Annotated in this window: 20 protein-coding genes and 1 tRNA gene; 10 read left to right on the top strand and 11 right to left on the bottom strand. The window is 70.3% G+C overall.

Going from position 1 to position 25696, the window contains the following annotated elements; translation table 11 throughout:
• Positions 1-40: 40 nt before the first annotated feature.
• Both ptsP and LVY72_RS20455 read left to right on the top strand, forming a co-directional pair.
• Positions 41-1732 (top strand): phosphoenolpyruvate--protein phosphotransferase, encoded by a 1692-nt coding sequence (gene ptsP, locus LVY72_RS20460; RefSeq protein ID WP_237825981.1) that lies wholly within the window; start codon positions 41-43, stop codon positions 1730-1732.
• A gap of 27 nt (positions 1733-1759) precedes the next feature.
• A complete protein-coding gene (locus LVY72_RS20455) occupies positions 1760-2038 on the top strand; it encodes an HPr family phosphocarrier protein (RefSeq protein WP_237825980.1) in 279 nt (92 codons plus the stop codon).
• Positions 2039-2166: 128 nt separating this feature from the next.
• Here the strand turns inward: LVY72_RS20455 and LVY72_RS20450 are convergent, their stop codons facing one another.
• From LVY72_RS20450 to LVY72_RS20435, 4 genes are all read right to left on the bottom strand, one after another.
• Positions 2167-2388, bottom strand: a complete 222-nt coding sequence (locus LVY72_RS20450; protein ID WP_237825979.1) for a hypothetical protein — start codon at positions 2386-2388, stop codon at positions 2167-2169.
• A gap of 234 nt (positions 2389-2622) precedes the next feature.
• Positions 2623-3729, bottom strand: coding sequence for an endonuclease/exonuclease/phosphatase family protein (locus LVY72_RS20445; protein ID WP_237825978.1), 1107 nt, complete (start codon positions 3727-3729; stop codon positions 2623-2625).
• Positions 3730-3733: 4 nt separating this feature from the next.
• A complete protein-coding gene (locus LVY72_RS20440; protein WP_237825976.1) occupies positions 3734-7183 on the bottom strand; it encodes a bifunctional proline dehydrogenase/L-glutamate gamma-semialdehyde dehydrogenase in 3450 nt (1149 codons plus the stop codon).
• A 191-nt stretch (positions 7184-7374) separates the two neighbouring features.
• Positions 7375-7447: transfer RNA gene (locus LVY72_RS20435), tRNA-Lys, on the bottom strand.
• A 134-nt stretch (positions 7448-7581) separates the two neighbouring features.
• On the opposite strand from LVY72_RS20435, the gene LVY72_RS20430 reads away from it, so the two are divergent.
• The 3 genes from LVY72_RS20430 (at position 7582) to LVY72_RS20420 (ending at position 10144) form a co-directional block, all read left to right on the top strand.
• Entirely contained in the window at positions 7582-8229 is a 648-nt protein-coding gene (locus tag LVY72_RS20430; protein WP_237825973.1) for a hypothetical protein, read from the top strand.
• A gap of 283 nt (positions 8230-8512) precedes the next feature.
• A complete protein-coding gene (locus LVY72_RS20425; protein ID WP_237825971.1) occupies positions 8513-9130 on the top strand; it encodes a DUF47 domain-containing protein in 618 nt (205 codons plus the stop codon).
• Positions 9131-10144: an inorganic phosphate transporter gene (locus tag LVY72_RS20420; protein WP_237825969.1), complete on the top strand. Its 1014-nt coding sequence runs from the start codon at positions 9131-9133 to the stop codon at positions 10142-10144.
• Positions 10145-10250: 106 nt separating this feature from the next.
• Here LVY72_RS20420 and pstB read toward each other — a convergent pair whose 3' ends face one another.
• The 4 genes from pstB to pstS form a co-directional block, all read right to left on the bottom strand.
• Positions 10251-11030, bottom strand: a complete 780-nt coding sequence (gene pstB, locus LVY72_RS20415; RefSeq protein WP_237825967.1) for a phosphate ABC transporter ATP-binding protein PstB — start codon at positions 11028-11030, stop codon at positions 10251-10253.
• Positions 11031-11062: 32 nt separating this feature from the next.
• Entirely contained in the window at positions 11063-12178 is a 1116-nt protein-coding gene (gene pstA / locus LVY72_RS20410; protein ID WP_237825965.1) for a phosphate ABC transporter permease PstA, read from the bottom strand.
• On the bottom strand, positions 12178-13107 hold the full coding sequence (pstC, locus tag LVY72_RS20405; protein ID WP_237825961.1) for a phosphate ABC transporter permease subunit PstC: 930 nt from the start codon (positions 13105-13107) through the stop codon (positions 12178-12180). Before pstC ends, pstA begins: the two co-directional genes overlap by 1 nt.
• Positions 13108-13269: 162 nt before the next feature.
• Positions 13270-14382, bottom strand: coding sequence for a phosphate ABC transporter substrate-binding protein PstS (gene pstS, locus LVY72_RS20400; protein ID WP_237825959.1), 1113 nt, complete (start codon positions 14380-14382; stop codon positions 13270-13272).
• 253 nt (positions 14383-14635) lie between these two features.
• On the opposite strand from pstS, the gene LVY72_RS20395 reads away from it, so the two are divergent.
• The 3 genes from LVY72_RS20395 to disA all read left to right on the top strand — a co-directional run bounded on the left by LVY72_RS20395 (position 14636) and on the right by disA (position 18404).
• Positions 14636-15763, top strand: coding sequence for an FUSC family protein (locus LVY72_RS20395; protein ID WP_237825957.1), 1128 nt, complete (start codon positions 14636-14638; stop codon positions 15761-15763).
• 39 nt (positions 15764-15802) lie between these two features.
• Positions 15803-17215: a DNA repair protein RadA gene (radA, locus tag LVY72_RS20390; protein WP_237825954.1), complete on the top strand. Its 1413-nt coding sequence runs from the start codon at positions 15803-15805 to the stop codon at positions 17213-17215.
• 115 nt (positions 17216-17330) lie between these two features.
• Entirely contained in the window at positions 17331-18404 is a 1074-nt protein-coding gene (gene disA, locus LVY72_RS20385; protein ID WP_237825952.1) for a DNA integrity scanning diadenylate cyclase DisA, read from the top strand.
• A gap of 9 nt (positions 18405-18413) precedes the next feature.
• Here disA and LVY72_RS20380 read toward each other — a convergent pair whose 3' ends face one another.
• Positions 18414-19094, bottom strand: a complete 681-nt coding sequence (locus LVY72_RS20380; protein ID WP_237825944.1) for a hypothetical protein — start codon at positions 19092-19094, stop codon at positions 18414-18416.
• An 85-nt stretch (positions 19095-19179) separates the two neighbouring features.
• On the opposite strand from LVY72_RS20380, the gene LVY72_RS20375 reads away from it, so the two are divergent.
• A complete protein-coding gene (locus LVY72_RS20375; protein WP_237825942.1) occupies positions 19180-20175 on the top strand; it encodes an iron-sulfur binding domain-containing protein in 996 nt (331 codons plus the stop codon).
• A 40-nt stretch (positions 20176-20215) separates the two neighbouring features.
• Positions 20216-20770, top strand: coding sequence for a hypothetical protein (locus LVY72_RS20370; RefSeq protein WP_237825940.1), 555 nt, complete (start codon positions 20216-20218; stop codon positions 20768-20770).
• A gap of 37 nt (positions 20771-20807) precedes the next feature.
• Here LVY72_RS20370 and LVY72_RS20365 read toward each other — a convergent pair whose 3' ends face one another.
• Both LVY72_RS20365 and LVY72_RS20360 read right to left on the bottom strand, forming a co-directional pair.
• Entirely contained in the window at positions 20808-23012 is a 2205-nt protein-coding gene (locus LVY72_RS20365; protein WP_237825938.1) for a prolyl oligopeptidase family serine peptidase, read from the bottom strand.
• A 174-nt stretch (positions 23013-23186) separates the two neighbouring features.
• Positions 23187-25688 carry an ATP-dependent Clp protease ATP-binding subunit gene (locus tag LVY72_RS20360; RefSeq protein WP_237825932.1) on the bottom strand — a complete coding sequence of 834 codons (2502 nt, stop codon included), beginning with the start codon at positions 25686-25688 and terminating at the stop codon, positions 23187-23189.
• Positions 25689-25696 lie beyond the last annotated feature (8 nt).

The raw sequence follows: 25696 nt of genomic DNA, 5'->3' as shown, positions 1-25696 counted from the left end.
GGACCATACTGTGGATCTCCCGACAATAGCGAGGAAAGCCATGACCAGCATTACCGGAGTGGGCGTCAGCGCCGGCCGTGTGATCGGCCCCGTGATGCAGATGCCCCCGGCCGTCGCCGAACCGGCAGCGGACAGCCGCATTCCCGACGCCGCCACGGCCGAAGCGGAAACCGAGCGGATCAAGGCGGCGGCCAAAGCCGTCCAGGCCCTGCTCAAGGCCCGGGCCGAAACCGCCCACGGCGACGCGGCGGAAGTCCTCAAGGCCACCGCCCTGATGGCTGCGGATCCGATGCTGATCAAGTCCGCCGCCAAACTGCTCGCCGCCGGCCGCAGCGCCGAACGGGCCGTCTGGGACGCCGGCGGCCAGGTCGCGGACCAGCTCAAGGCCCTCGGCGGCTACATGGCCGAACGGGCCGCCGACGTCCTGGACGTGCGGGCCCGGATCGTGGCCGAGCTGCGTGGGGACCCGGCCCCGGGCATCCCGGACTCGGCAGGGCCGATCATCCTCGCGGCCGAGGACCTGGCCCCGGCGGACACCGCCACGTTGGATCCGGACCGGGTCATCGCCCTGGTCACCGCCGGCGGCGGACCGCAGTCGCACACGGCCATCATCGCCCGCGCGCTGGGCCTGCCCGCCGTCGTCGCCGCCACCGGGGCTACCGAGCTCGAGGAAGGCCTGGAGGTCTACGTGGACGGCGCCGCCGGCCTGGTAATCACCGATCCGGGCGAGGCCGAGCGCACCGCGGCGGCCGACTACGCCGCCCGCGCCACCCTGCCGCCTTTCGATGGCAGCGGCACGACGGCGGACGGACACCGGGTGCCGCTGCTGGCCAATGTGGGCGGCGGCGAGGAGGCAGCCGTCGCGGCCGCCGCCGGAGCCGAGGGCGTGGGCCTGCTGCGGACGGAGTTCTGCTTCCTCAACCGCAGCGAGGAACCCACCATCCCGGAGCAGGTCGCGGCCTACAAGGCGGTGTTCGAGGCCTTCCCCGGCAAGAAGGTGGTGGTCCGCACGCTGGACGCCGGTGCGGACAAGCCGCTGCCGTTCCTCACCGACGCCACCGAGCCGAACCCGGCGCTGGGGGTCCGCGGCTACCGCACCGACTGGACCACCCCCGGCGTGCTGGAACGCCAGCTGCAGGCCATCGCCCAAGCCGCGGCGGAAAGCACCGCCGTCGTCTGGGTGATGGCGCCGATGATCGCCACGGCGGAGGAAGCCGGCCACTTCGCCGGGCTCTGCTCCGCCGCCGGGCTGGACACCTCCGGTGTCATGGTCGAGGTCCCGTCCGCGGCGCTGACGGCCGGCAGCATCCTGAAGCGGGTGGAGTTCGCCTCGCTGGGGACCAACGACCTGACGCAGTACACGATGGCCGCAGACCGCCAGCTCGGCCCGCTCGCCGCCCTGAACGACCCGTGGCAGCCGGCCGTGCTGCGCCTGGTCCAGGCCACCGTCGACGGCGCCCGGCTGGGCGGTACCGGCCAGGCGCCCAAGCCGGTCGGGGTCTGCGGCGAGTCCGCCGCGGACCCCGCCCTCGGCGTCGTCCTGGTGGGCCTGGGCGTCAGCACCCTGTCCATGACCGCCCGGGCGCTGCCCGGCGTCGCCGCCGTGCTGCGCAGCGTGACGCTGGATCAGGCCCGCGATCTGGCCGGGCTGGCGCTGTCCGCGGACACCGCCGCCGAGGCCCGGGCCGCCGTACGGTCCAAGCTTCCTGTCCTTGACACCCTCGGGCTCTGACTGCCCGCCCCACCCTAAGGAGAAACCATGCCCGAACGTACCGCCACCATTGCCAGCCGCGTCGGCCTGCACGCCCGTCCCGCCGCCATCTTCGCCGAAGCGGCCGGCGAGCAGCCCGTCGAGGTGACCATTGCGCTGGCCGGGGCGCCCGAGGACGAGGCGATGGACGCCTCGAGCATCCTGTCCCTGATGAGCCTGGGCGCGGAATTCGGCACCCAGGTGGTGCTCCGCGCCGAGGGTACGGGGGCGGACGAAGCGCTGGACACGCTGGTCAAGGTCCTCGAGACGGACCACGACGCGGAGTAGCGTCCAGCGGCTCCGCCGCATGGCACAACACGACAGCACAACGAAGCGGCGTGTGCGCCCGGTGTCCCGGGCACAACACGCCGCTTTCGATTATTTCCGCTGGTAGTGCTGGTTCTGCCGGGACGGCCTCAGCCGTACCAGCGGACCTTCTTCTCGCCGGGGCCCTGCCGCCCGCTGGCGCGGGTGGGCCGGTGGCTGTGGCCCAGGCTGTGCCAGGCGGCGGCGGCCTCGGCGGTTCCGCCGGCTTCCGGCTGGCGGTGCGGTGCCCCGCCCAGCTTTTCCGCCGCGGCCGGCGCCAGCTGGATCCTCGGCTGCTGGTCCGGATGTTCCGGACGTTCGTAAACGGTCATGGTCCTCCCCTTCCGGTTGCCCGTGGGGCCGGGAGTTTCCAAAAAAGCGGGCGCAGCAGCGGCGCGGCGCCTGCTTCGGCTGCTGTGAACAGGGAAAACTCGTCAGGCCCGGCCTCAACAAGCAGGTTTTTTGATGTAGTGAATGAACCGGCGCGACGGCCCGGTTACCTGAAAACCAGCGTTCCCATGCAATCCAGCTTAACAGCGCGGCGGAAGTTCGGGTAGGTTCCGGCCTCAGCCCGGCAGCGCCAGATCCACCCAGACCAGCCGGTGGTCGCTGGTGGCGCACGGGAACGGCCCGGTCAGCTCGGCACCGGGCTCGCCGGTCCGGGGCCAGAAGACCCCCGCGCCGGCCACGGCCAGGTCCCTGGACGGCAGCACGTAGTCCACACGCAGGTTGCCCGTGCTCCGGCCGAAGTCGGCGGTGTCCAGCCGCGGGTCGCTTAGATGGTGCACATTCGCCCCGGCCTGCAGCCGGGCCGATTCCACCGCTCCCGCCGACGCCGGCAGCGGGTCCTGGACGAGCGGATGGCGCAGCAGCTGGCCGGCGGCCCCGGGCCAGGCCCTACCGTCCTGCGGGTCGGCGTTCAGGTCGCCCAGGATCACGAAGCGCGCCCCCGGCCGCAGGCCGCCGGTGCGGCCGGCGTCGTCGTACAGGTAGGACGCCCGGGCGCCGCCGGAGACATAGTCGGCCCATAGCCGGATCTCGTCATGGTTGCGCCGGACGTTGCGCTGCTCGGGACCGTCGAAGGCCGGCGGGCAGGGATGGCCGGCCAGCACCTGCAGCGGGCCGCCGGGCAGCAGCACCGGCACATCCCAATGGGACTTGCTGGACAGGCGCAGCAGAGCCCGGGCCGGTTCCGGGTAGAAGCCCTCCGGCATCAGGTTTCCGGGCATGTCCTGCCAGTGGAACTGCCTGAAGCTGCGCACCCCGGCGGTGTCCAGCGGGTATTTGGACAGCAGCACCATACCGTACTGGCCCTCGAACGCGCCGTAGCCGAATGCGTCCTGCGGCCCGGCCGCCGCGCCGTCGCCGTCCAGGTCGAAACCCGTGGGGACGCCGGTGTTGGACGGTGCGGTGTAGGCGTACGGATAGTGCACCGGCCGCTGGCCGGCCGCCAGGTAGTTGGCCCGGAACAGGTCCGGTCCGGAGGGGCTGCCCGGGGAATAGTCGAATTCGTTGAGCAGCAGGATGTCCGGGTCGACCCGCCGGATGACCTCGGCGATGCTGCGCGCCTGGGCGTTGTCCGGGGTGGCCAGGTCCTCCAGCAACCCGCCCGCGGCGGCACGGAACAGGCTGGTGTTGTAGGTGGCAATGCGCACCGTGCCCCTCGCCGGCATCCGCTCAGATCAGTCCGTCGGAGAGGTGGCTGGGGGTGCCGAAGCGGTGCGCGGTGATGCTGACGGCCTGTTCGTGCAGGAAGGGCAGCAGTTCCACCCGGCCGGACTCGGTCACGTCGTGGGCGTACACGGCCAGGTCCGGCCGTCCGCCGGTGGCGGCGGCCAGGGCCCGCGCGCCGCCGCCGATCAGCCGGATGCGTCCGGTCAGCCGGCCGGCGCCGGCCAGCCAGGCCGCGTCGTCCTCCACCGTCACCCGGATGCCCAGTTCCACCGCCGCGGCCTTCAGCGAGGCCGGCAGTTCGACGGCGGTGGAGACCGTGACCTCGGAGCCGGCCAGGACGCCGGCGGCCAGCACCCGCACCAGCTTCACCAGCGGTTCGCCCGCGGCCAGCCGGATGGTGACCGGCAGCGGCAGGTAGCGGAACACGTTCCGTTCCGCGGCCAGGCCGGAAACGTCCTGCGCGCGGCCGAAACCGGCCGCCCAGGCCGCGGCGTCGGACCGCAGGGCACGCTCCAGGCCCGCCACCCCGGCGGCCTCGATCGCACCGCCGGAACTCCTGGCCGCGTCCAGCAGCCTGGCCGCGCCGGCATCGGCGACCGGGGTTCCCGCCGCGCCCGGGGCGCTTGTCCAGCTCCCGAGTCCGACCAGGTAGTTGGGTCCGCCGGCCTTGGTGCCGGGGCCGACGGCGGATTTCTTCCAGCCGCCGAAAGGCTGGCGCCGCACGATCGCGCCGGTAATGCCGCGGTTGACATACAGGTTGCCGGCCTGGACATGGTCCAGCCAGTAGCCGATTTCCTCCCGGTCCAGCGAGTGCAGGCCGGCGGTGAGGCCGTAGTCCACCTCGTTCTGGATCTCGACGGCCTCGGCCAGGTCCGCGGCGGTCATGACCCCGAGGATGGGGCCGAAGAATTCGGTCAGGTGGTAGTGCGAGCCGGGCCGGACACCGGTGCGGATGCCCGGGCTCCAAAGCTTCCCGGTCCCGTCCAGCTGCTCCGGCTTGAGCAGCCAGGATTCGCCGTCGCCGAGCGTGGTCAGCCCCGCCAGCAGCTTGCCCGCGGGCGCTTCGATGACCGGGCCCATCTGGGTGGCCGGGTCCTGCGGGTAGCCAACCTTCAGGGAGGTGACGGCGTCCACCAGCTGGTTCCGGAACCGCCGGGACCGGGCCGCGGAGCCGACCAGGATCACCAGCGAGGCCGCCGAGCACTTCTGGCCCGCGTGCCCGAAGGCGGAGTAGGCGACGTCCCGGGCGGCCAGGTCGAAGTCCGCGTCCGGGGTGACGATGATCGCGTTCTTGCCGGAGGTTTCGGCCAGCAGCGGCAGGTCCGGGCGGAAGGAGCGGAACAGCTCGGCGGTCTCGTAGCCGCCGGTGAGGATCACCCGGTCCACCGCCGGGTGCGCGATCAGCTCGCGGCCCAGGCCGTGTTCGTTGAGCTGGACCAGCCGCAGCACGTCGCGCGGCATGCCGGCCTCCGCCAGCGCCACCCGAACGGCCTCGACCATCACGGCACCGCAGCGCGCTGCCGGGTGCGCCGGCTTGATCACGACGGCGGATCCGGCCGCGAGCGCGGCCAGGGTGGAACCGGCCGGGATCGCCACCGGGAAGTTCCACGGAGGGGTCACCACAGTGACCCGGGACGGGATGAAGACCGCGCCGTCCACGGCGTCCAGTTCGCGGGCGCGTTCGGCGTAGTAGTGGGCGAAATCCACGGCCTCGGAGACTTCCGGGTCGCCCTGGTCCAGCGTCTTGCCGGCTTCGGCGGCCATGACCTCCAGCAGGTCGGCGCGGCGGGCCTCGAGCAGGTCCCCGGCCCGGTGCAGGATTTCCGCGCGCTTGGCCCCGGTCAGGGCGCCCCAGGCCGCGCCGGCCTCCGCGGCGGTGTCCATCACCGCGTCCAGGGCCTCGGCGTCGTGCAGGGTGGCGGCGGCGACGGCGTCCTTGCCCAGGGTCGAGCCCGGGACCCGGTCCAGGATGGCCCGGCCCCAGGCCAGGTTGGCCGGCAGGGACGGGTCGGTGTCCGGGGTATTGCGGAATCCGTGCGGCGGCGCGGGTTCCTCCGGCCGGCTGCGGTCCTGGCTGCGGTTCGGGGCCGGGATCTCGTCGTCGAGGTTGGCCAGCGAGGCCAGGAAGCGCTGCTTCTCGCGCTCGAAGAGTGCCTCGTCCTCGGAAAGTTCAAACACCGCGGACATGAAGTTCTCCCGGCTCGCCCCCTCCTCCAGCCGGCGGATCAGGTAGGCGATGGCCACGTCGAACTCGGCCGGGTGGACCACCGGGGTGTAGAGCAGCAGCGACCCCACATCGCGCCTGACCGCCTCGGCCTGGGACTGCGCCATGCCCAGCAGCATCTCGAACTCGAGGCCCCCGTGCCCGCCGGACTCGATCCCGCGCCGTTTGGCCAGCAGCCAGGCGAAGGCGACATCGAACAGATTGTGCCCGGCCACCCCGATCCGCACGTTCCTGATGCGCCCGGGGTCCAGGGCGTAATTGATCACGCGCTTGTAGTTGGTGTCCGTGTCCTGCTTGCTCCCCCAGGTCGCCACCGGCCAGCCGTGCAGGGACGCCTCGACGTGCTCCATCGGCAGGTTCGCGCCCTTGACCACCCGGACCTTGATCGGCGCCCCGCCGGCCGCGGTGCGCGCCGCGGCCCACTCCTGCAGCCGGATCATCGCCGACAGGGCGTCCGGCAGATAGGCCTGCAGCACGATCCCGGCCTCGAGCTGCTTGAATTCGGGCTGGTCCAGGAGCCTGGTGAAGACCGCGATGGTCATCTCCAGGTCCTTGTACTCCTCCATGTCCAGGTTGATGAACTTGGGCGCGGGCCCCGCCGCGGCCCGGGCAAAGAGCGGACTTAGCTTCGCCACCGTATGTGCCACGGCCTCCTCGAAGGCAAACGGCGCGTGCGGGCCGACGGCGGCCGAGACCTTGACCGAGACGTAGTCCACGTCGTCGCGGGCGAGCAGGCGGTGGAGGCCCTCGAGCCGGCGGCCGGCCTCGCGCTCGCCCAGGACGGCCTCGCCGAGCAGGTTGATGTTCAGCCGGACGTCCGCCCGGCGGATCTTCGCGATGGCCGGGCCGAGTTTGGCGTCCGAGGCGTCCACGATCAGGTGCCCGACCATTTCGCGCAGCGCCCGGCGGGCGGCGGGAATCACGACGCCGGGCAGCACCGGGGCCAGCGCCCCGCCCACGCGCACGGCACCGCGCAGGTACCAGGGCAGGAAGGCCGGCACCCTGCGGGCCAGCGCGGCCAGGTTCCGGGCCGCGACCGCCGGGTCCTCGGGCCGGATCACCCCGTCCACGAAGCCGACCGTGAACTCCAGTCCGTGGGGATCCCGGAGCACGCCGGCCAGCTGCCGGGCCGAGGCATCCACCGGAATGTGGGAGGCTTCGTCGAGCCAGTGCCGTACCAGCCGTACCGAGTCGTCAGCGAGGGTTGCGGCCAGTTCGCGGGTTTCCACGGCTGCCTCCTTGGGGATCTGTCGCACGGACCATCCGGGACCCGCCTTGCGCGCCGGGACCCGGTTCACCTCAGTATCTGACGCCAACCGCCAGAGATAAAGGGGGCCGGCTCCGGATGGACGGCGGAACCGGCGGCAATGAAAAAGTGCCCGTGGCCGGACATATCGTCCGGCCACGGGCACCTGCGCGGTGGGCCCTGCGGGGATCGAACCCGCGACCCGCGGATTAAAAGTCCGATGCTCTACCAACTGAGCTAAAGGCCCGCCGGCCGTTCCGGGCACAGGCGTTCTGCGCCTGCATCCCATTGGGCCGGTTAATACTGTAGCGCACGCCCGGCCGGCCCCGGGACCTTTTGGCTCCCTCGACCGGGTCAAAGGCGCAGGAGTATGGTCGAGGCATGAGCGGAAATAATGGAACCCCGGCTCCGCGGCAGCACAAGCCCAAGCCGTTCGCCCCGCTGGATTTCGAAATTTTCACCGGCGGGGCGGATCCGGCACGGGTGTCCGAGGCGGCCCATCTGGCCGCCCAGGCGCTGGTGCACCGCGGCCGTGAATCGGACGACCCCGAGGTCACCAAACGGCTCGTGAAGCTGGCCGACCAGCAGGGCCTGGAGGCCATCGCGGAGATCTGGGCGGAGAGCCCGCCCCGTTCCCTGCCCGGTGTCCTGTGGCGGCTGTACGCCCTGCGCGCGGCCACCCAGCAGAATCCGGACAAGATGGCGGCCTTCTTCAAGGCGGGCAAGGAAGCCGCGCCGGTATCCAAGGTGGTGGCGGGCGTCGCCGAGCCCCCCGGGGCGGACGAGGTCAAGGCGATGGCGGACGCCATCCTGTCCGGCGCGTTCGACGGCGACTTCGACGTCGCGCTGGAGCGTTCGGCGGCGTTCTGCCGCGTCGTGGCCCTGGGCCAGACCCACCATGCGGACGCCGCAGATGCCTCGAGCGAGAAGCACGGCACCAAGCTCACGCGCAGTTCCCATCTGCTGACCAAGACGGCCGAAGACCTCGAGGCCGCCGCCGAAGCCTGGCGCCGGGGCCAGCTGGACTGAGCCCGAACCGGACCGGTACCGGTCCGGTTCCCCCGTCCCGGACCCGCCGCCCGCGGGGCATGCTAGCCCTGTCCGGACGGCAATTCCAGCCTGTTTGCCAAGGTTTTTCGTGGAATTCCACGCCGGTTGACATCGTCTTGGAGGCGTAGAAGACTGAAAGTGGTGTCGGACCGTGGAAGCCCCGGGCTCCAACAAATAGCCGCTTCGAGCGGCCTTTCGCCGAGAGGCGCTCCCGGTTCGGCACCATTATTCTTGCCCGGCCGGAGGCACTAGGCTTTATTCAGTGAAGCGACGCCTGTTCCCCCGTGAGAACAAAGCCCTGGAACTGCTGACCCGGATGGCGGCCGAATTCCACACCGGCGTCGGCACCCTTTCCGAAATCCTCGGCGCCGCCGCCGAAGACCGGGCCCGCCTGGTGGAGCAGCTGCACGAGGCCGACGGCAACCTGTCAAACCTGCATTTCGCCCTGATGACCCACGTCAGGACCAGCTTCATCAATCCACTCCCGCGCGAAGACCTGTTCCAGATCTCCCGCCACCTGGTCGAAGGTGGCGAGAAAGTCGACGGCGCCGCCGACATGATCCTGCTCAACAGCCTCACGCACCTGTCCAGCCGGGCCGCGGAGCAGCTGGAGGTGATCAACCGCCAGACCGAGCTCACCCGCGATGCGATGGCCAGGCTGGAGTCCCTCGAAGACCTGGATGAGTACTGCGTCGAAATGCTCCAGCTGGCCAAGCGGGCGGAACGGACCCACCGTATCTGGACCAGCGAACTGATGCGCGACCACAAGCCTGCCGTGTACATGCGGCACCTGGGCGTGGCCAACCAGATGGTCGATGCCACCAAGGACCTGCGCCGCGTGGCCAACTACGTCGGCCAGATCCTGGTCAAGGAATCCTAGGTGGAGCTGTTCCTGCTCGTGCTGGTGGTCCTGGTCGCCGGCTGCTTCGCCTTCCTCAACGGGTTCCACGATGTCTCCAACTCGGTGGCCACCGCGGTGCGCAACCGGGCGCTCACCGCGAACGTCGCCGTCGTCCTCGCGGCCATCTTCAGCTTCATCGGAGTGCTGCTCTCCACGGGCCTGGCCCTGCTGGTCAGCGAATCCCTGTTCCGGCTGCCCCAAGGCCCGGCAGGGCTGGGCGTCCTGCTGGCCGGCACCCTGAGCGCCTGCGGCTGGGACGTCTACACCTGGTGGCGCCGGATGCCCTCATCGTCCACCCATGCCCTGGTGGGCGGGCTGCTGGGCGCGGGGGCGGCCTCCGCCTTCCTCGGCAGCGGCGGCCCGGTTCCGGACGGCGGTGTGCTGTGGCGGCTGGTGCTGCTGCCGCTGCTGCTCTCCCCCGTGCTGGCCTTCGTGCTGGCCTGGCTGTCGGTGTACGTGGTCACCTGGACGGTGCGCTTCAGGACGCCCCGGGAAGTAAACCGGAACACCCGGATGCTCCAGGCCGTGCTCGCGGGCACGTTCTCGCTCGGCATCGGAATGCAGGACGGGCAGCGGACCGTGTCCGTGGTGCTGCTGGCCCTCGGCGCCGCCGGGCTGGCCGGGGGCATGGCCGGCGTGCCGTTCTGGGTCCAGCTCTTCGCCGCCGCGCTGCTGGCGGCCGGCACCCTCTGCGGCGGCTGGCGGATCGCCCACACCCTGGGCTCGCGGATGGTCCGGATCGACCCGATGCGCGGGGCGAATGCCCAGGCCGTCGGGTCGGCCATGCTGTTCGTGGGCGCCATGGCCCTGCATATGCCGCTGTCCAGCACGCACACCATTACGGCTGCCATCCTCGGCGCCGGCGCCAACCAGCGCTTCGCCACGGTGCGCTGGGGTGTGGTCCTGCGGGTGCTGCGCATCTGGGTGTTCACGGCCTTTGCCACCGCGCTGGGCGGGGCCATCCTGTACCTGGCCCTGCATCCCCTGCTGTAACCCTTAACACCGCGGGCCCGGCGGCGATGCCGCCGGGCCCGTAAGTGCAGGGCGGCCGGGTCCCTGCGTGGCGGCGCAGCCGACACGAAAGGGCCCGCCCTGCACGCTATCCGAAGCGGCCGGAGACGTAGTCCTCGGTGGCCTTTTCCTGCGGATTGGAGAAGATCAGGCCGGTTTCGTTGTATTCGATCAGCTTGCCCGGCTTGCCCGTCCCGGCGATGTTGAAGAACGCGGTCTTATCCGAGACACGGGCGGCCTGCTGCATGTTGTGGGTCACGATGACCACCGTGTACTCGTTCTTGAGCTCCTCGATCAGATCCTCGATCGCCAGCGTGGAGATCGGGTCCAGCGCCGAACAGGGCTCGTCCATCAGGATGACCTCGGGCTTGACCGCGATGGCGCGGGCGATGCACAGGCGCTGCTGCTGGCCGCCGGAGAGCCCGGAGCCGGGCTTGTCCAGCCGGTCCTTGACCTCGTTCCAGAGGTTGGCCCCGGTCAGGGACTTCTCCACCAGTGCGTCCGCGTCGGACTTGCTCATGCGCTTGTTGTTCAGCTTCACGCCGGCCAGCACGTTGTCACGGATGGACATCGTGGGGAACGGGTTCGGACGCTGGAAGACCATGCCAATCTGGCTGCGCACCGTCACCGGATCCACCCCCTGCCCGTACAGGTTCTCGCCATCCAGCAGCACCTCGCCCTCCACCCGGGCCCCGGGCAGGACCTCGTGCATGCGGTTCAAGGTGCGCAGGAAGGTGGACTTGCCGCAGCCGGAGGGGCCGATGAAGGCCGTGACGGACTTCGGCTCGATGTTGATGTTGACGCCTTCCACGGCCAGGAAGTTTCCGTAGTAGACGTTCAGGTCATTGACGTCGATGCGCTTGGACATGGGGTTCCTTCTCTAAATCTTCCGGGTCAGGCTTAGCGGCCGGTCTTGGGGGCGAAGATGCGGGCGATCAGCCGCGCGATGAGGTTGAGCAGCATCACGAAGACGATCAGGATCAGCGCCGCCGCCCAGGCCCGCTGGGCGCTGGGATCGACGTTGGTCGGGGAGGTCGGGTTCATCAGCTGCCGGTAGATGAACGTCGGCAGCGTGGCCATCCAGCCGCTGAAGACATTCCAGTTGATGCTGTTGACGAAGCCGGCGGTGACCAGGATCGGTGCCGTTTCGCCGATCACGCGGGCGATGGCCAGGGTGACGCCGGAGGCGATGCCGGAGATCGCCGTCGGCACCACCACCTTGATGATGGTGCGCCACTTGCGCACGCCCAGGGCGTAGGCAGCTTCGCGCAGTTCGTTGGGCACGATCTTGAGCATTTCCTCGGTGGAGCGGATCACCACCGGGATCATCAGCACGGTCAGGGCGACTGCGGCGATGAAGCCGGTGCGGGTGCCCGGGCCGAACATCAGGCCGAAGAACGCGGCGGCGAACAGGCCGGCCACGATGGACGGGATGCCGGTCATGACGTCCACGAAGAAGGTGATCGCGCGGGACAGCGCGCCGCCCTTGCTGTACTCGACCAGGTAGACGGCGGCCAGCAGGCCGATCGGCACCGAAATGATCGTGGCCCACAGCGTAATCAGGACGGTGCCGACGATCGCGTGGTAGGCGCCGCCGAGCACTTCGGTGCCGTTCTGGACCGACGCGTTGTCCACCGCTCCGGTCATGCCGTTCATCGAGGTGGTCAGGAAGCCCATCGACAGGCCGGGGATGCCCTTGGCCAGGACCGTCCAGATCACCGACACCAGCGGCAGCAGTGCCACGATGAAGGCCGCGACGATGATGTTCGTGACGAAGCGGTCCTTGGCCTTGCGTCCGCCCTCCACGGACAGTGTCACGAAGTAGCCGGCGATCACGAAGAGGGCCGCGGAGATCAGCGCCCAGGCGATGACGTTGAAGCCGATCAGGGTGGACAGCGCGGCGCCCAGGATCAGCGATCCGGCCAGGACGGCCCAGTTGGCCCAGCCGGGCAACTGGTTCTTGGTGAGGCTGTTGCGCTTGACCGGGGCCGGAGATGTGGTAGTCAGCTGCGGCATTAGTTCGCTCCCGAGAATTCCTTGTGGCGGCTGATGATCCAGCGCGCGATCATGTTGACGGCCAGCGTGATGACGAACAGGATCAGGCCTGCGGCGATCAGCTCCGACAGGCGCAGGCCGAAGGCCTCCGGGAAGTTCAGGGCGATTTCCGCGGCGATCGTCTGGTTGCCGCTCTTGATCAGGCTGGGGATCAGGGCGCCGCTGGAAAGCACCAGCGCCACGGCCATGGTTTCACCCAGCGCCCGGCCCAGGCCCAGCATGACGGCGCTGATGACGCCGGCGCGGGCGAAGGGGAAGACCGCCATCCGGATCATTTCCCAGCGCGTGGCGCCCATGGCTAGTGCGGCTTCCTCGTGCAGCTTGGGGGTCTGCAGGAAGATTTCGCGGCTGAGCGAGGTGATGATGGGCAGGATCATGACCGAGAGCACGATGCCGGCGGTGAGCATGGTCTTGCCGGTCTGGCTGGCCGGGCCCTGGAAAATGGGGATCCAGCCGGCGTTCTCGGCCAGCCAGCCGTATACGGGCACGAGGGCCGGCGCCAGCACGGCAATGCCCCAGGCGCCGTAGACCACGGACGGGATGGCGGCCAGCAGGTCCACCACGTAGCCCAGGCCCTGCGCCATCTTGCGCGGGGCGAAGTGGGAGATGAACAGCGCCACGCCGATGCCCACCGGGGTGGCGATCAGCAGCGCGATCACCGCCGCGATCAGGGTGCCGATCACGATCGGCCAGATGTAGACCCAGAATCCTTCGCCGCCGGTAATCTTGGCCGGGTCGGCGGCGAAGGTCGGCATGGCCTGCAGGATCAGGAAGGCTGCTACCGCGAATAGGACGACGAGGATCAGGCAGCCGGCGAACAGCGTCAGGCCGGAGAATACTTTGTCCCCTGCCCGGCCTTTGGCGCCGCCTTCAGTCAGAGTATTGGACACAACACACCCTTCGGGCTATTTCACGGTAGTTCTTCAGTGCCGGATCGGTTTTTGGCCGTTCCGGCGGCCGGCTCGGTTCCCTGTCAGGGAGCCGGCCCTGACATGGGTTCGCCCCGCGCGTCGATGTTCCGACGGCGCGGGGCCAATCCATGCTGGTTATGGCTAGGAAGCAACCTTGATCGAGTCAATGGCGCTCTGGGCCTTCTCGCGCAGGGAGTCCGAGATCGGCGCGCTGCCTGCGGCATCCTGGGCGGCCTTCTGGCCATCCTCGCTGATCACGTAGCTGCCGAACGCCTTGACCAGGTCCGCAGTGGCCTGGTCCTTGTAGCTGGTGCAGTAGATGTGGTAGGACACCAGGACCACCGGGTAGGCGCCGGCTTCGGTGGTGTCGCGCTTGAGGTTCAGGGACACGTCCCCGTTGTCGCGGCCCTCGACCGGGGTCGCCTGGTCAACGGCCTTGGCGGCAGCCTCGGCGCTGTGCGCCACGTACTTGTCGCCAACCTTGACCTTGACGGTGCCCAGGTCGCCGATCGCGGACGCGTCGGCGTAGGTGATCGCGCCGTCGGTCTTGGTGGTGGTGGAGACGACGCCGGAGGTGCCCTGGGCGTTCTCGCCGGAGAGCGAGGACGGCCAGGCCTGGTCGGCCTCTTCGGTCCAGACCTTGGGCGCGACCGCGTGCAGGTACTCGGTGAAGTTCTCGGTGGTGCCGGACTCGTCCGCACGGTGGACCACGGTGATCGCGGTGTCGGGCAGGGTGGCGCCCTCGTTCTGCTTGGCGATCGCCTCGTCGTTCCACTTGGTGATCTCGCCGCGGAAGACCTTGGCAATGGTGTCCGCGTCCATGTTGATTTCCTTCACACCCTTGAGGTTGAAGGCGATGGCAATCGGGGACACGTAGACCGGGACGTCGACGGCACCGTTGGGTCCGCAGACCTCCTTGGCGGCGGTGAATTCCTCGTCGCTCAGGTGGGCGTCGGAGCCGGCGAACTGCGCACCGCCGGCCAGCAGGGCCTTGCGGCCGGCGCCGGAGCCATCCGGGGAGTACTGCACGGTGGCGCCGGATTCCTTCTTGCCGAAACCGGCGATCCAGGCCTGCATCGCGGAATCCTGGGAGGAAGCGCCGACGCCGGAGAGGGTGCCGGAGACGCCGGAACCAGCCGGGGTCGTCGAACCGCCGGCCGAACCGCCGGTGGCGTTGTCGGAACCACAGGCCGTCAGCGCCAGCGCTGCGATGGAAAGAACTGCCGCTGCGCGGCCGAAGCGAATAGCCTTCACTTGTAAGGTGCCTTTCAATTTGGCGAACGAGTTGGACGAACGCACTCCAGTGCTGTGCTGACTTCGTACCGTAACGAAGTTAGGCAGCACGGGTAACGAGAATGGCCGGGGAAAGTGAACGAAAGATTAACAAAGGGTGATCCCTGTGCGACAACCGGGGCGTCATTGTTGCATTTGTGATACTTGCCATACTATGGCGCGCGGTACGCCACAGTCACCCGGAAGGCCCGGCCCCACTCCCTAGACTAAAGCCATGACCGTCGGCAGCCGCCTCCCCGCAGCCCGCTCCTTTGCGCGCAAGCGGCTGCGTGTCGGCCTGCGGCGCAGCCGCAATTCCATTGGGCCGGCCTTGCGGATCGTGTTCTGCGCGGTGGCGGCCTACGCCGTGGCCGAGCGTCTGCTGGGGCACCACGGACCGATCTTCGCGGCCACCTCGGCACTGATCGCCTTGGGCTTCGCCAAGGGCCCGCGCGTCCGCAAGGTGCTGGAGGTCGCTGCCGGCTGCACTCTGGGCATCGCCGTGGGCGACCTGCTCCTGCACGTGCTCGGCGCCGGACTCTGGCAGGCCGCCGTCGTCATGTTCGTCTCGGTGCTGCTGGCGCGCTTCCTGGACAGCGGCAGCATCTTCACCACGCAGCTGGCCCTGCAGTCCCTCCTCGTGGTGCTGCTGCCGGCGCCGGCGGGCGGTCCGTTCACCCGCAGCCTCGACGCCGTCGTCGGCGGCAGCTTCGCCCTGCTGGTCACTGTGCTGGTCCCGGGCGATCCGCGCACCGAGCCCCGGACCAAGATGCAGCAGCTGCTCGCGGAGCTGACGGCGGTGCTGCGCAGCTGCTCCACCGCGCTGAGCCGGAGCGATGCGACCGCCGCCTGGCATGCGCTGGTCCGCGCGCGCGGCTCGCAGTCGCTGATCGACGACGTCCGCAGCAGCTTCACCAGTGCGCGTGAGGTGGCCCGGATCGCGCCGGCCTACCGCCGGCACCACGAGGAAGTGGTGGACCTGCACCGGGCGGCCGATTCGATCGACCTGGCCATGCGCAACAGCCGGGTGTTCTCGCGCCGGCTGACCTCGGTGATCAACCATGCGGCCATGTCCGACGAGGCCATCGATTCGCTGGCCACCTTGCTGCAGGAGACGGCCGACGCCGTCGAGGTCCTCGCCTCCGGGCTCTCGGATCCGGACGAGGGTGCGCGGGAGCGCCGGCTGCGCAATGCGCGGAACGAGTTCGCGGATGTGGCCACGCGCCTGCACCCACAGTCCATGGGCGTCCGGGGCCTGGAGGGCGAGGGACTGGTGCTGGTGTTCCGGCCGCTGGTCGTGGACCTGCTCGAGGCGACCGGGGTGTCCCACGACGAGGCTGCCGACTACCTGCCCCGGCTGTAGCCGGGCCAAACTGTCCGAAGGCTCGGCTAGCCTGAATCCATGAGTTCCAAGACCGCCCGTACCAAGGCTCCCGCCTACCGCTGCGCAGAATGCGGCTGGACCACCGTCAAGTGGGTGGGACGCTGCGGCGAATGCCAGGCCTGGGGAACCGTCGAGGAGACCGGCCAGGTCGCGGCGCGGACGACGGCGGCGGCCACCGTGGCCAAGCCAGCGCAGCGGATCGCCGAGGTGGATGCGACGACGGCGGCCTTCCAGGCCACCGGCGTGGACGAACTGGACCGGGTGCTCGGCGGCGGCCTGGTGCCCGGCGCCGTCATCCTGCTCGCCGGCGAACCGGGGGTGGGGAAGTCGACCCTGCTGCTGGATGTCGCCGCCAAGGTGGCCGCCGCGGGCCGGGACGTGCTCTACGTGACCGGGGAGGAATCGGCGGCCCAGGTGAAGCTGCGCGCGGAGCGGATCGGGGCCGTGGCGGATCTGCTTTACCTGACCGCGGAAACGGACCTGGGCATCGCGCTCGGGCACATCGAGCAGGTGGACCCGGCACTGCTGGTGGTGGACTCGGTGCAGACCCTGAGCAGTTCGGCGGTGGAGGGCGCGGCCGGCGGCGTCACCCAGGTGCGGGAAGTCGCCGCGTCGCTGATCAACGCCGCGAAGAGCCGCAACATGGCCACGGTGCTGGTCGGCCACGTGACCAAGGACGGCTCGATCGCCGGGCCCCGGCTGCTGGAACATCTGGTGGACGTGGTCTGCCAGTTCGACGGCGAACGCCACTCCCGGCTGCGCCTGGTGCGGGCCGTGAAGAACCGCTACGGGCCCACCGACGAGGTCGGCTGCTTCGACCTGACCGAGGGCGGGATCGAGGGACTGACGGATCCGAGCGGGCTGTTCATTTCCCCGACCAAGCACCCGGTCTCCGGCACCTGCATCACCGTGACCCTCGAGGGGCGCCGGCCGCTGGTTGCCGAAGTCCAGGCGCTGCTGGCCGAGACCTCCAATGCGCAGCCGCGCCGCGCCACCAGCGGGCTGGATTCCTCGCGCGTGGCCATGATGATGGCGGTGCTGCAGCGCCGCGCCGCCATGTCCCTGCACAAGGACGACAGCTACGTGGCAACGGTGGGCGGGGTGAAGCTGAGCGAGCCGGCCACGGACCTGGCCACCGTGCTGGCCATCGCCTCGGCCAAGAACAACAAGCCGCTGCAGGCGCGGATGATCGCCTTCGGCGAGGTCGGCCTGGCCGGGGAAGTCCGCCCGGTGCCCGGGATCAACCGCCGGATCCTGGAGGCCGAACGCCTCGGCTTCCAGTACGCCGTCGTACCGGCATCGCCCAACGGGGTGGGGCAGATACCGCCGGGCTTCCGGGTCAGGGAGGTCCAGACCGTCGCCGAGGCCCTGGACATCCTCTTCGGCGCCGGCTCGGCCCGGTCCGGCCCCGAACTGCGCAGCGCCGGCTGAGGCGGCCGGGACCGCCGGTTTAAGGCAAACCGGGCTGCAATAGTATCCTGCCTATTAGCTGTTCCCGACCGGGCACGGCCCTGAACCGTGCCCACCTGCCCGAAGGAACCACTCCATGGTCAAAAGCCCCGAGGACGCCCTGAAGGCTACCTTGGCGCGCGTGGCCCCGGGCACCGCCCTGCGCGACGGCCTGGAGCGGATCCTGCGCGGCCGGACCGGCGCCCTGATCGTGCTCGGCTACGACAGGCAGGTCGAGGCCATGTGCAGCGGCGGGTTCGACATCGGCATCGATTTCTCCCCCACCCGGCTGCGCGAGCTGGCCAAGATGGACGGGGCCATTGTCTGCGACAGCGAGGCCTCGCACATTATCAAGGCGGCGGTCCAGCTGGTCCCGGATCCGTCGATCCCGACCCAGGAATCGGGCACCCGCCACCGGACCGCCGAGCGGGTGGCCATCCAGACCGGGCTGCCGGTCATCTCCGTCAGCCAGTCCATGCAGATCATCGCCCTCTACGTCGCCGGCATCCGCCACGTGCTGGAGGGCTCCGAACCGGTGCTGGCCCGCGCCAACCAGGCCCTGGCCACGCTCGAACGCTACCGGGCACGGCTGGACCAGGTCACCAGCTCGCTCTCCGCCCTGGAGATCGAGGCCATGGTGACGGTCCGCGACGTCGCGGTCACGCTGCAGCGGCAGGAGATGGTCCGGCGCATCTCCGAGGAAATCTCCCAGTACGTGCTCGAACTCGGCGTGGACGGACGGCTGCTTTCCCTCCAGCTGGACGAGCTGACCTCGGGGCTGGGCCCGGACAGCGAAATGGTGCTGCGCGACTACGCGGGCATCAAGGGCGGCGTGGAAGTGGACCCGGCGCTGGAGCAGCTGCGCGACTTCAGCTCCACGGACCTGATCGACCTGGGCCGCATCGCCAGCGTGGTCGGCTTCCGGCCCGGGATCGACTCCCTCGACGCGGTCGTCCAGCCGCTGGGCTACCGGCTGCTCTCCGGCATCAAGTCGGTGCCGCGGGCGGTGGCGGACCGGCTCGTCGGCCACTTCGGCGGGCTGCAGCAACTGATGGCCGCCAATATCGACGACCTGATGGCGGTGGACGGGATCGGTGAACAGCGCGCCCGCACCGTGCGCGAAGGGCTCTCCCGGATCGCCGAAACCAGCCTGCTCGACCGGTTCATGTGACCCGGGCCGTCAGCGGAGTTCGAAGATGGCCTTGTTGCTGGTCCGGTCATCCAGCTTGGTCACCAGCACGTAGGTTCCCGGCTGCGGATTGGCCTCCACCAGCGTGCACCCCGGGGCGGTGCGGTTGCGCTGCCAGGTGAACTGGGCCCGCTCGCTCTTGCCAGGCTGAATGGTCATCATCAGCGCGGACGGGTCCGCCTCGCAGTCCTTGGAGGAAAAGATCCTGTCCTCGCCGCTGGTGATCACGAAATCCATCGCGTCGGTGCCCACATTGAGTTCGCAGGGGAAATCGCCCTCGTTGGCCACCTCCATGATCAGCGTCGGGTTGCTGCCCGAGTCATAGGCCGGCTGGTCCGTGGACGCGCGCAGCACCACCTCGGAGTCCCCGCAGGCCGGCTCCGCCGCCTGGGCCGACGCGCTGGGCGAAACCTGCGCCGTGGCCTGCCCGGCGCCGGCGTCCGGTTCGGCAGCGGCCCGCCCGCTCCCGCCGAAAAGGCCCGCCACCCAGTAGCCCACGCCGGTGAGCAGCACCAGGACCAGGACCGCGAGCACCAGCACGGCGATCCGGCGCCGCCGGTACACTGCGGGGCTGGGACCGCGCCGGGCCGCAGCCGGCCCGGCGCCACCGGCCGGGGGACGCCCGGACGAGGGCTTGCCGCCGCCTGCCGTCCCGCCACCGTTTGCTGCCATTCCTTAAGGCTAAGGAGCGATGCACTTCGGACCCGGCGCACCACGCCGGGCAGTACAGTATTGGTGGTCACAAGCTAGGAGCCACATGCCGAAAACCACCCTGACGGAATCCGCTGCGCCCCAGAGCGCCGTCCCGGTCGCCGACGCCGGACTGCTGCACCACCGGATCGCCGGCTGGTTCGAAGCCAATGCCCGCCGACTGCCCTGGCGCGAGCCGGACTGCAGCCCCTGGGGCATCATGGTCAGCGAATTCATGCTGCAGCAGACTCCCGTGTCCCGGGTGCTGCCGGTCTGGGAGCAGTGGCTCGAGCGCTGGCCGGAACCTGCGGCGCTGGCCGCCGCGCCCAGCGGTGAAGCGGTGCGTGCCTGGGGCCGCCTTGGCTACCCCCGGCGGGCGCTGCGGCTGCACGCTGCCGCCACCGCCATCGTGGCCGGCCACGCCGGGGCAGTGCCCGGCAGCTACGCGGAGCTGCTCAAGCTGCCGGGGGTGGGCACCTACACCGCGGCTGCGATTGCGTCCTTCGCCTTCGATGCCCCCGAAACCGTGGTGGACACCAACGTCCGCCGGGTGCATGCGCGGCTGGTCGGCGGCGAGGCGCTGCCGGCGCCGTCGCTCACGGCCGGGGAAATGCGGCGTGCGCAGGCCCTGATGCCGGACCCCGCCGGGGCCAGGACCTGGAATGCCGGGGTGATGGAGCTCGGCGCGCTGGTGTGCACCGCGCGGTCGCCCAAGTGCGGACAGTGCCCGGTGCTGGATGCCTGCGCCTGGGTGGCCGCCGGGCGGCCGGAGCCGCGCTATGTGCCCAAGGGCCAGGCCTGGGCCGGGACGGACCGCCAGGTGCGCGGGGCCATGATGGCCGTGCTGCGCCACGCGACCGGGCCGGTCCTGCCCGAACTGCTGCTCGGCTCCGTGGACCTGGTGGCGGCCGGGCAGCCGGAACACCCCGGCGGACTGGGCGCCGAACTGCGCCGACTGCAGGCCCTGAACGCGAGCGACGAGCAGCTGGCCCGCTGCCTGGACGGGCTGCTGGCGGACGGGCTCGCCGAGGCCTCGGCCGGCGGCGTGGCCCTGCCGGCCTGAGCCTGGGCCCGGGCGCCCCAACCGCTACGATGGGCGCATCATGAACCTGCCCGTTTTTGGCCGGCGGCCGGCCCGGCTGCAGCTGGCCGCAGCCGCGGTCCTCTGGCTGGCGGCCTGCGGACAGCCGGCCGGCAGCGGCCTGGCCTGCACCGAGATCGCCGCCCTGCGCGGCCTGTCGCTCACGGTCGCGGCGGACACCGCCGCCGCGGTCCGCGGCGTCCGGCTGGAAGTCTGCCAGCAGGGCAGCTGCACGGCAGCCGATCCGGAGCTGGTGCCGGGCAGCACCACCTCCGGCGGGGACTGCCCGCCGGCATCCGGCGGCTCCGCGGATCCGGACCAGGCCTGCTCGGCCACGGCCCGCCCCGACGGGACGCTCACCGGGTTCGCCGCGCTGCCCGCCCTGGCCGCCGGCGCCGTCGAGGTCCGCGCCGTGGTCATCGGCCGGGACGGTTCCCGGCGCCGGCTCGAGCCGCTGGCCGCGGAGGCCCGCCTGGTCTATCCCAACGGCCCGCAGTGTCCGGGCGCGGAGCCGCAGCTGGCCCTGGTCCTGGACACCGCGGGCCTGCACCCCCTCGCCCCGGAATCCGGCCGCTGACCGCCCGGAGCCTGCCGCTGCCGGCCCAGGCCCCGGCTCAGAGGCCGAGTTCGGCCGGGAGCCCGGTTTCCTGGCCGAGCACGTGCCGGGCCAGGAAGTTTTCCACCACGGAGTACCAGACGCGGGCGTGCTGGGGGCTGAGGACCCAGTGGTTCTCGTCCGGGAAGTACAGGAAGCGGTGCACCGTGTCCCCGTTCTCGTCCGCGGGCAGGCCGGAGCGCGAGAGCAGTTCGTACCACAGCCGCAGCCCCTCGCCGACCGGCACGCGGTAGTCCTTGTCCCCGTGGATGACCAGCATCGGGGTGCGGATCTCTTCCACGTGCCGGTGCGGCGAGTTGGCCTCGGCCCGCTCGGCGGTCATCTCCTTTTCCCAGTAGGTGGACACATCCGTGGTGGGTCCGAACTGGTCCAGCGCCCAGAGGCTGGCGTGGGTGACGATGGCGCGGAAGCGGTCCGTGTGCCCGGCGATCCAGTTGGCCATGTAGCCGCCGAAGGACCCGCCCATGGCGGCAGTGCGCGAGGAATCGATGTCCGGGCGCCGCTCCGCCTCGTCCGTGATGGCCATCAGGTCGGTGAACGGCTCCTGCCCCCACCGGCCCCAGCCGCGGCGCACGAATTCCTTGCCGTACCCGGTGGACAGCGCCGGATCCGGCAGCAGCACGGCATAGCCGCAGGCCACCAGGATCCACGGGCACCAGCGCCAGCTCCACGCGTTCCAGGAGCTGAGCGGACCGCCGTGCACCCACAGCAGCAGCGGCGCCGGCCGCTGTGCCGAGGCATCGGCGGGCAGGGCCAGCCAGCCGCGCACCCGGGTACTGGTTCCGTTGGCCGTCACCGTCGTCTCCACCTCCTCCAGCCGTCCGGGCAGCTGGGGCCGGGCCGCCGGGGAGGGCAGCGGCAGGATGCCGCCGCTGGCCAGGTCGATCCGCACCGGTTCGGGCGGGAACCGGTAGCTGCTGCGCAGCGCGTAGGCGTACCGGCCGTCCGGGCTGACGACGACGTCGGTGTAGGCCGCGTCGTCGCCGGTCACCCGGCGCACGGTACCGGAGGCGGTGTCGATCAGGAATACCGGGGTGCGGCCGTCCTCGTCGGCGGTCACCACCACGGCCGAGCCGTCCGGCAGCCAGCCGGCCGGGTGCGGCCAGCGGTCCCAGTCCGCCGCCAGCGGGACGAAGCCGCCGTCGGACAGCGAGACCAGGCCCAGCGTCACGTCCGGGATGCGGTCGGGTCCGGAGATCAGTTCGCGCACGACGACGGCGCGGCGGTTGTCCGGGCTGACCGGGCCCGGCTGGTATTCGGCGTCCTCGCTGTCCAGCAGGATCCGCCGCGCGCCGGTGGCGGTATCCACCGCGGCGAGCACGCTGCGCGAATCGCCGCGCGCCAGCGGCCTGCGGTATCCGGTCAGCAGCGTGCGGCCGTCCGGGCTCAGCGCCGAACCGGCCTCCAGCAGGGCCGCGCCGGCATCGGGGGTGATGTTAAGCAGCTTCAGCGCGGGCTCGGCGTCGATGGTGCCGGGCAGCCCCGGATCGGCGTCGGCAGCCTCCGCGGCCGCCGACGGGTCCAGGCCGCCGGCGCCCGGCCCGGCGGGTTCGAGCACGAAGTGCCGGGCCTGCCCCGGACCCAGGTCCTGGTCCCAGAACCGGACCGGGTAGCCCGAATGCAGGATCGCCCCCACCTTGCGTTCCTGGCGCGCCTTGCGCCGCGCGGCGTCGTCGTCCTCGTCGGCCGAGCCGGCCAGCACCGGGGCCGTCACCGTCACGGTGTCCGCATCCCTGGCGGCCTGCACGGCGGCAATGCCGCCGGGCCGGGAGAGCACCACGCGGCCTTCCCCGCCGGCGGCGGGAATCTTCCACAGCGCCGCGACCGGGCCGTTGCCGGCGTCGGCGTCGGACATGTCCGGATCCGGCCGCGCCGAGGTGAACAGCAGGTCGCCGTTGCGCAGGAAGGCGGCGCCCGCCTCGCCCTTGGCGCTGCGGGTGATCCGCCGGGCCGGCCGCTGCCCGGCAGGATCGAGTTCCCACAGCGCGGTGGTGTATTCGGTGCCTTTGGCCGACAGCGTGCCGACGGCGGTGACGAGCCGGTTGCCGTCCGCGCTCAGGGCCAGCGTGCTCAGCCGGGGCAGGGCGATGTAATGGTCCAGGCTGTGGAACGGAGTCGCCGGCCGGACCGCCTCGGCAGGCTGCGCTGCCTGCCCGGCGTCGTCCACGCTCGAGGGTTCGGAAAGAACTGTTTCAGAAGTCATGCGGACATCCTAGCCAGCGGCGGCCCGCGGCGTCAGGGGCAGCGGCGGATCCGGCCGGTTTCCGCCCGGATTTTCGTGCCGGACCGCCGGCGGCCGGCGGTCCGGGACAAGAAAACAGGCCGGGAACCCGGAAATCCGGGCCCCGGCCTGTTCGTTCGCGCAGGTGCGGGACGGTTACTGGGACAGCGCCGGGGTATCCGTTGCCTTCTCCAGGGATTTCGGCGTCCCCGTGCTGGTGAAGGTGAACTTGGCGGCATCCCCCTCGCCGTCGACGTCCACGTGGATCGTCTCGCCGGGATGGACCTCGCCGAAGAGGATCTTCTCCGAGAGCTGGTCCTCGATCTCCCGCTGGATGGTCCGGCGCAGCGGCCGGGCCCCCATGGTCGGATCGTAGCCGCGGTGGGCCAGCAGGGACTTCGCCGCCGAGCTCAGCTCGATGGTCATGGACTTCTCGCTCAGCCGCTTCTGCAGCCGGGTGATGAACAGGTCCACGATCTCCACGATCTCCGACTCGGACAGCTGCGGGAAGACCACGATGTCGTCAACACGGTTGAGGAACTCGGGCCGGAAGTGCTGCTTGAGCTCGTCCTGGACCCGGGAACGCATCCGCTCGTAACCGGTCCTGGTGTCGGTGCCGGACTGGAAGCCGGTCATGACGCCCTTGGAGATGTCCCGGGTGCCGAGGTTGGTGGTCATGATGATGACGGTGTTCTTGAAGTCCACCACCCGGCCCTGGCTGTCGGTCAGGCGCCCGTCTTCCAGGATCTGCAGCAGCGAGTTGAACAGGTCCGCGTGGGCCTTTTCCACCTCGTCGAAGAGCACCACCGAGAACGGCCGGCGGCGGACCTTCTCGGTCAGCTGGCCGCCCTCTTCGTAGCCGACGTAGCCCGGAGGGGCACCGAAGAGGCGCGAAACCGTGTGCTTCTCCGAGTACTCGGACATGTCCAGGGTGATCAGCGCGTCTTCCTCGCCGAAGAGGAACTCGGCCAGCGCCTTGGCCAGTTCGGTCTTGCCGACGCCGGTGGGGCCGGCGAAGATGAACGAACCGCCCGGACGCTTCGGGTCCTTCAGCCCGGCACGGGTGCGGCGGATGGCCTGGGAGATTGCCTTGATCGCCTGGTCCTGGCCGACCACACGCTTGTGCAGCTCGTCTTCCATGTGCAGCAGCCGCGAGGACTCTTCCTCGGTCAGCTTGAAGACCGGGATGCCGGTGGAGTTGGCCAGCACCTCGGCGATCAGGTCCTCGTCCACCTCGGCGATATCGTCCAGGTCACCGGACTTCCAGGCGCGTTCCTTGGCGGCACGCTCGTCCTGCAGCTTGCTCTCCCGGTCGCGCAGCGCGGCGGCGCCCTCGAAGTCCTGGGCGTCGATGGCCGATTCCTTGCGCTTCTTCAGCTCGGCAATCCGCTCGTCGATGTCCTTCAGCTCCGGCGGAGCGGTCATCCGGCGGATGCGCAGCCGGGCGCCGGCCTCGTCGATCAGGTCGATCGCCTTGTCCGGCAGGAAGCGGTCCGAAATGTAGCGGTGCGCCAGGTTCGCGGCGGCCTCCAGCGCGCCGTCCGTGATGGAGACGCGGTGGTGGGCCTCGTACCGGTCCCGCAGGCCGCGCAGGATCTGCACCGCATGCTCGACCGAGGGCTCCTGGACCTGGATCGGCTGGAAGCGCCGCTCCAGCGCGGCATCCTTTTCGATGTGCTTGCGGTACTCGTCCAGCGTGGTGGCCCCGATGGTCTGCAGTTCGCCGCGGGCCAGCATGGGCTTGAGGATGGATGCGGCGTCAATGGCGCCCTCGGCGGCGCCGGCACCCACCAGGGTGTGGATTTCGTCGATGAAGAGGATGATGTCCCCGCGCGTGCGGATCTCCTTCAGCACCTTCTTCAGCCGTTCCTCGAAGTCACCGCGGTAGCGCGAACCGGCCACCAGGGACCCGAGGTCCAGGGTGTAGAGCTGCTTGTCCTTGATGGTCTCCGGGACGTCGCCGCGCACGATGGACTGCGCCAGCCCCTCCACCACGGCGGTCTTGCCGACGCCGGGCTCGCCGATGAGCACTGGGTTGTTTTTAGTACGGCGGGAGAGGACCTGCATAACGCGTTCCATCTCGTGCTCGCGCCCGATCACCGGGTCCAGCTTGCCCTCGCGGGCGGCCTGGGTCAGGTTGCGGCCGAACTGGTCCAGCACCACCGAACCTGCCGGCGTGCCCTCCTGCTGCTGGCTGCCGGAGGACACCGGCTCCTTGCCCTGGTAGCCCGAGAGCAGCTGGATGACCTGCTGGCGGACGCGGTTCAGGTCGGCCCCCAGCTTGACGAGCACCTGGGTGGCCACGCCTTCGCCTTCGCGGATCAGGCCCAGCAGGATGTGCTCGGTACCGATGTAGTTGTGGCCCAGCTGCAGCGCCTCGCGCAGGGACAGCTCGAGCACCTTCTTGGCACGCGGAGTGAACGGGATGTGGCCGCTCGGGGCCTGCTGGCCCTGGCCGATGATTTCCTGCACCTGCTCACGGACGCCGTTGAGCGTGACACCGAGAAATTCCAGCGCCTTTGCCGCGACACCCTCCCCCTCGTGGATCAAACCCAGGAGGATGTGTTCGGTACCAATGTAGTTGTGGTTGAGCATGCGGGCTTCTTCTTGAGCCAGCACGACAACGCGACGGGCACGGTCGGTAAATCTCTCAAACATCTCGCACA

The organism is Arthrobacter hankyongi (genome assembly GCF_022012395.1).
Lineage (GTDB): Bacteria > Actinomycetota > Actinomycetes > Actinomycetales > Micrococcaceae > Crystallibacter > Crystallibacter hankyongi.
The sequence above is the reverse complement of the archived record's forward strand: the minus strand, read 5'-3'. Positions and strand labels throughout refer to the sequence as shown.

Bases quoted from the DNA above. Each gene is read 5' to 3' on its own strand.
- ptsP (WP_237825981.1), top strand. From the start codon at position 41: ATGACCAGCATTACCGGAGTGGGCGTCAGCGCCGGCCGTGTGATCGGC.
- LVY72_RS20455 (WP_237825980.1), top strand. From the start codon at position 1,760: ATGCCCGAACGTACCGCCACCATTGCCAGCCGCGTCGGCCTGCACGCC.
- LVY72_RS20450 (WP_237825979.1), bottom strand. From the start codon at position 2,388: ATGACCGTTTACGAACGTCCGGAACATCCGGACCAGCAGCCGAGGATC.
- LVY72_RS20445 (WP_237825978.1), bottom strand. From the start codon at position 3,729: ATGCCGGCGAGGGGCACGGTGCGCATTGCCACCTACAACACCAGCCTG.
- LVY72_RS20430 (WP_237825973.1), top strand. From the start codon at position 7,582: ATGAGCGGAAATAATGGAACCCCGGCTCCGCGGCAGCACAAGCCCAAG.
- pstB (WP_237825967.1), bottom strand. From the start codon at position 11,030: ATGTCCAAGCGCATCGACGTCAATGACCTGAACGTCTACTACGGAAAC.
- pstA (WP_237825965.1), bottom strand. From the start codon at position 12,178: ATGCCGCAGCTGACTACCACATCTCCGGCCCCGGTCAAGCGCAACAGC.
- LVY72_RS20395 (WP_237825957.1), top strand. From the start codon at position 14,636: ATGACCGTCGGCAGCCGCCTCCCCGCAGCCCGCTCCTTTGCGCGCAAG.
- radA (WP_237825954.1), top strand. From the start codon at position 15,803: ATGAGTTCCAAGACCGCCCGTACCAAGGCTCCCGCCTACCGCTGCGCA.
- disA (WP_237825952.1), top strand. From the start codon at position 17,331: ATGGTCAAAAGCCCCGAGGACGCCCTGAAGGCTACCTTGGCGCGCGTG.
- LVY72_RS20380 (WP_237825944.1), bottom strand. From the start codon at position 19,094: ATGGCAGCAAACGGTGGCGGGACGGCAGGCGGCGGCAAGCCCTCGTCC.
- LVY72_RS20375 (WP_237825942.1), top strand. From the start codon at position 19,180: ATGCCGAAAACCACCCTGACGGAATCCGCTGCGCCCCAGAGCGCCGTC.
- LVY72_RS20370 (WP_237825940.1), top strand. From the start codon at position 20,216: ATGAACCTGCCCGTTTTTGGCCGGCGGCCGGCCCGGCTGCAGCTGGCC.
- LVY72_RS20365 (WP_237825938.1), bottom strand. From the start codon at position 23,012: ATGACTTCTGAAACAGTTCTTTCCGAACCCTCGAGCGTGGACGACGCC.
- LVY72_RS20360 (WP_237825932.1), bottom strand. From the start codon at position 25,688: ATGTTTGAGAGATTTACCGACCGTGCCCGTCGCGTTGTCGTGCTGGCT.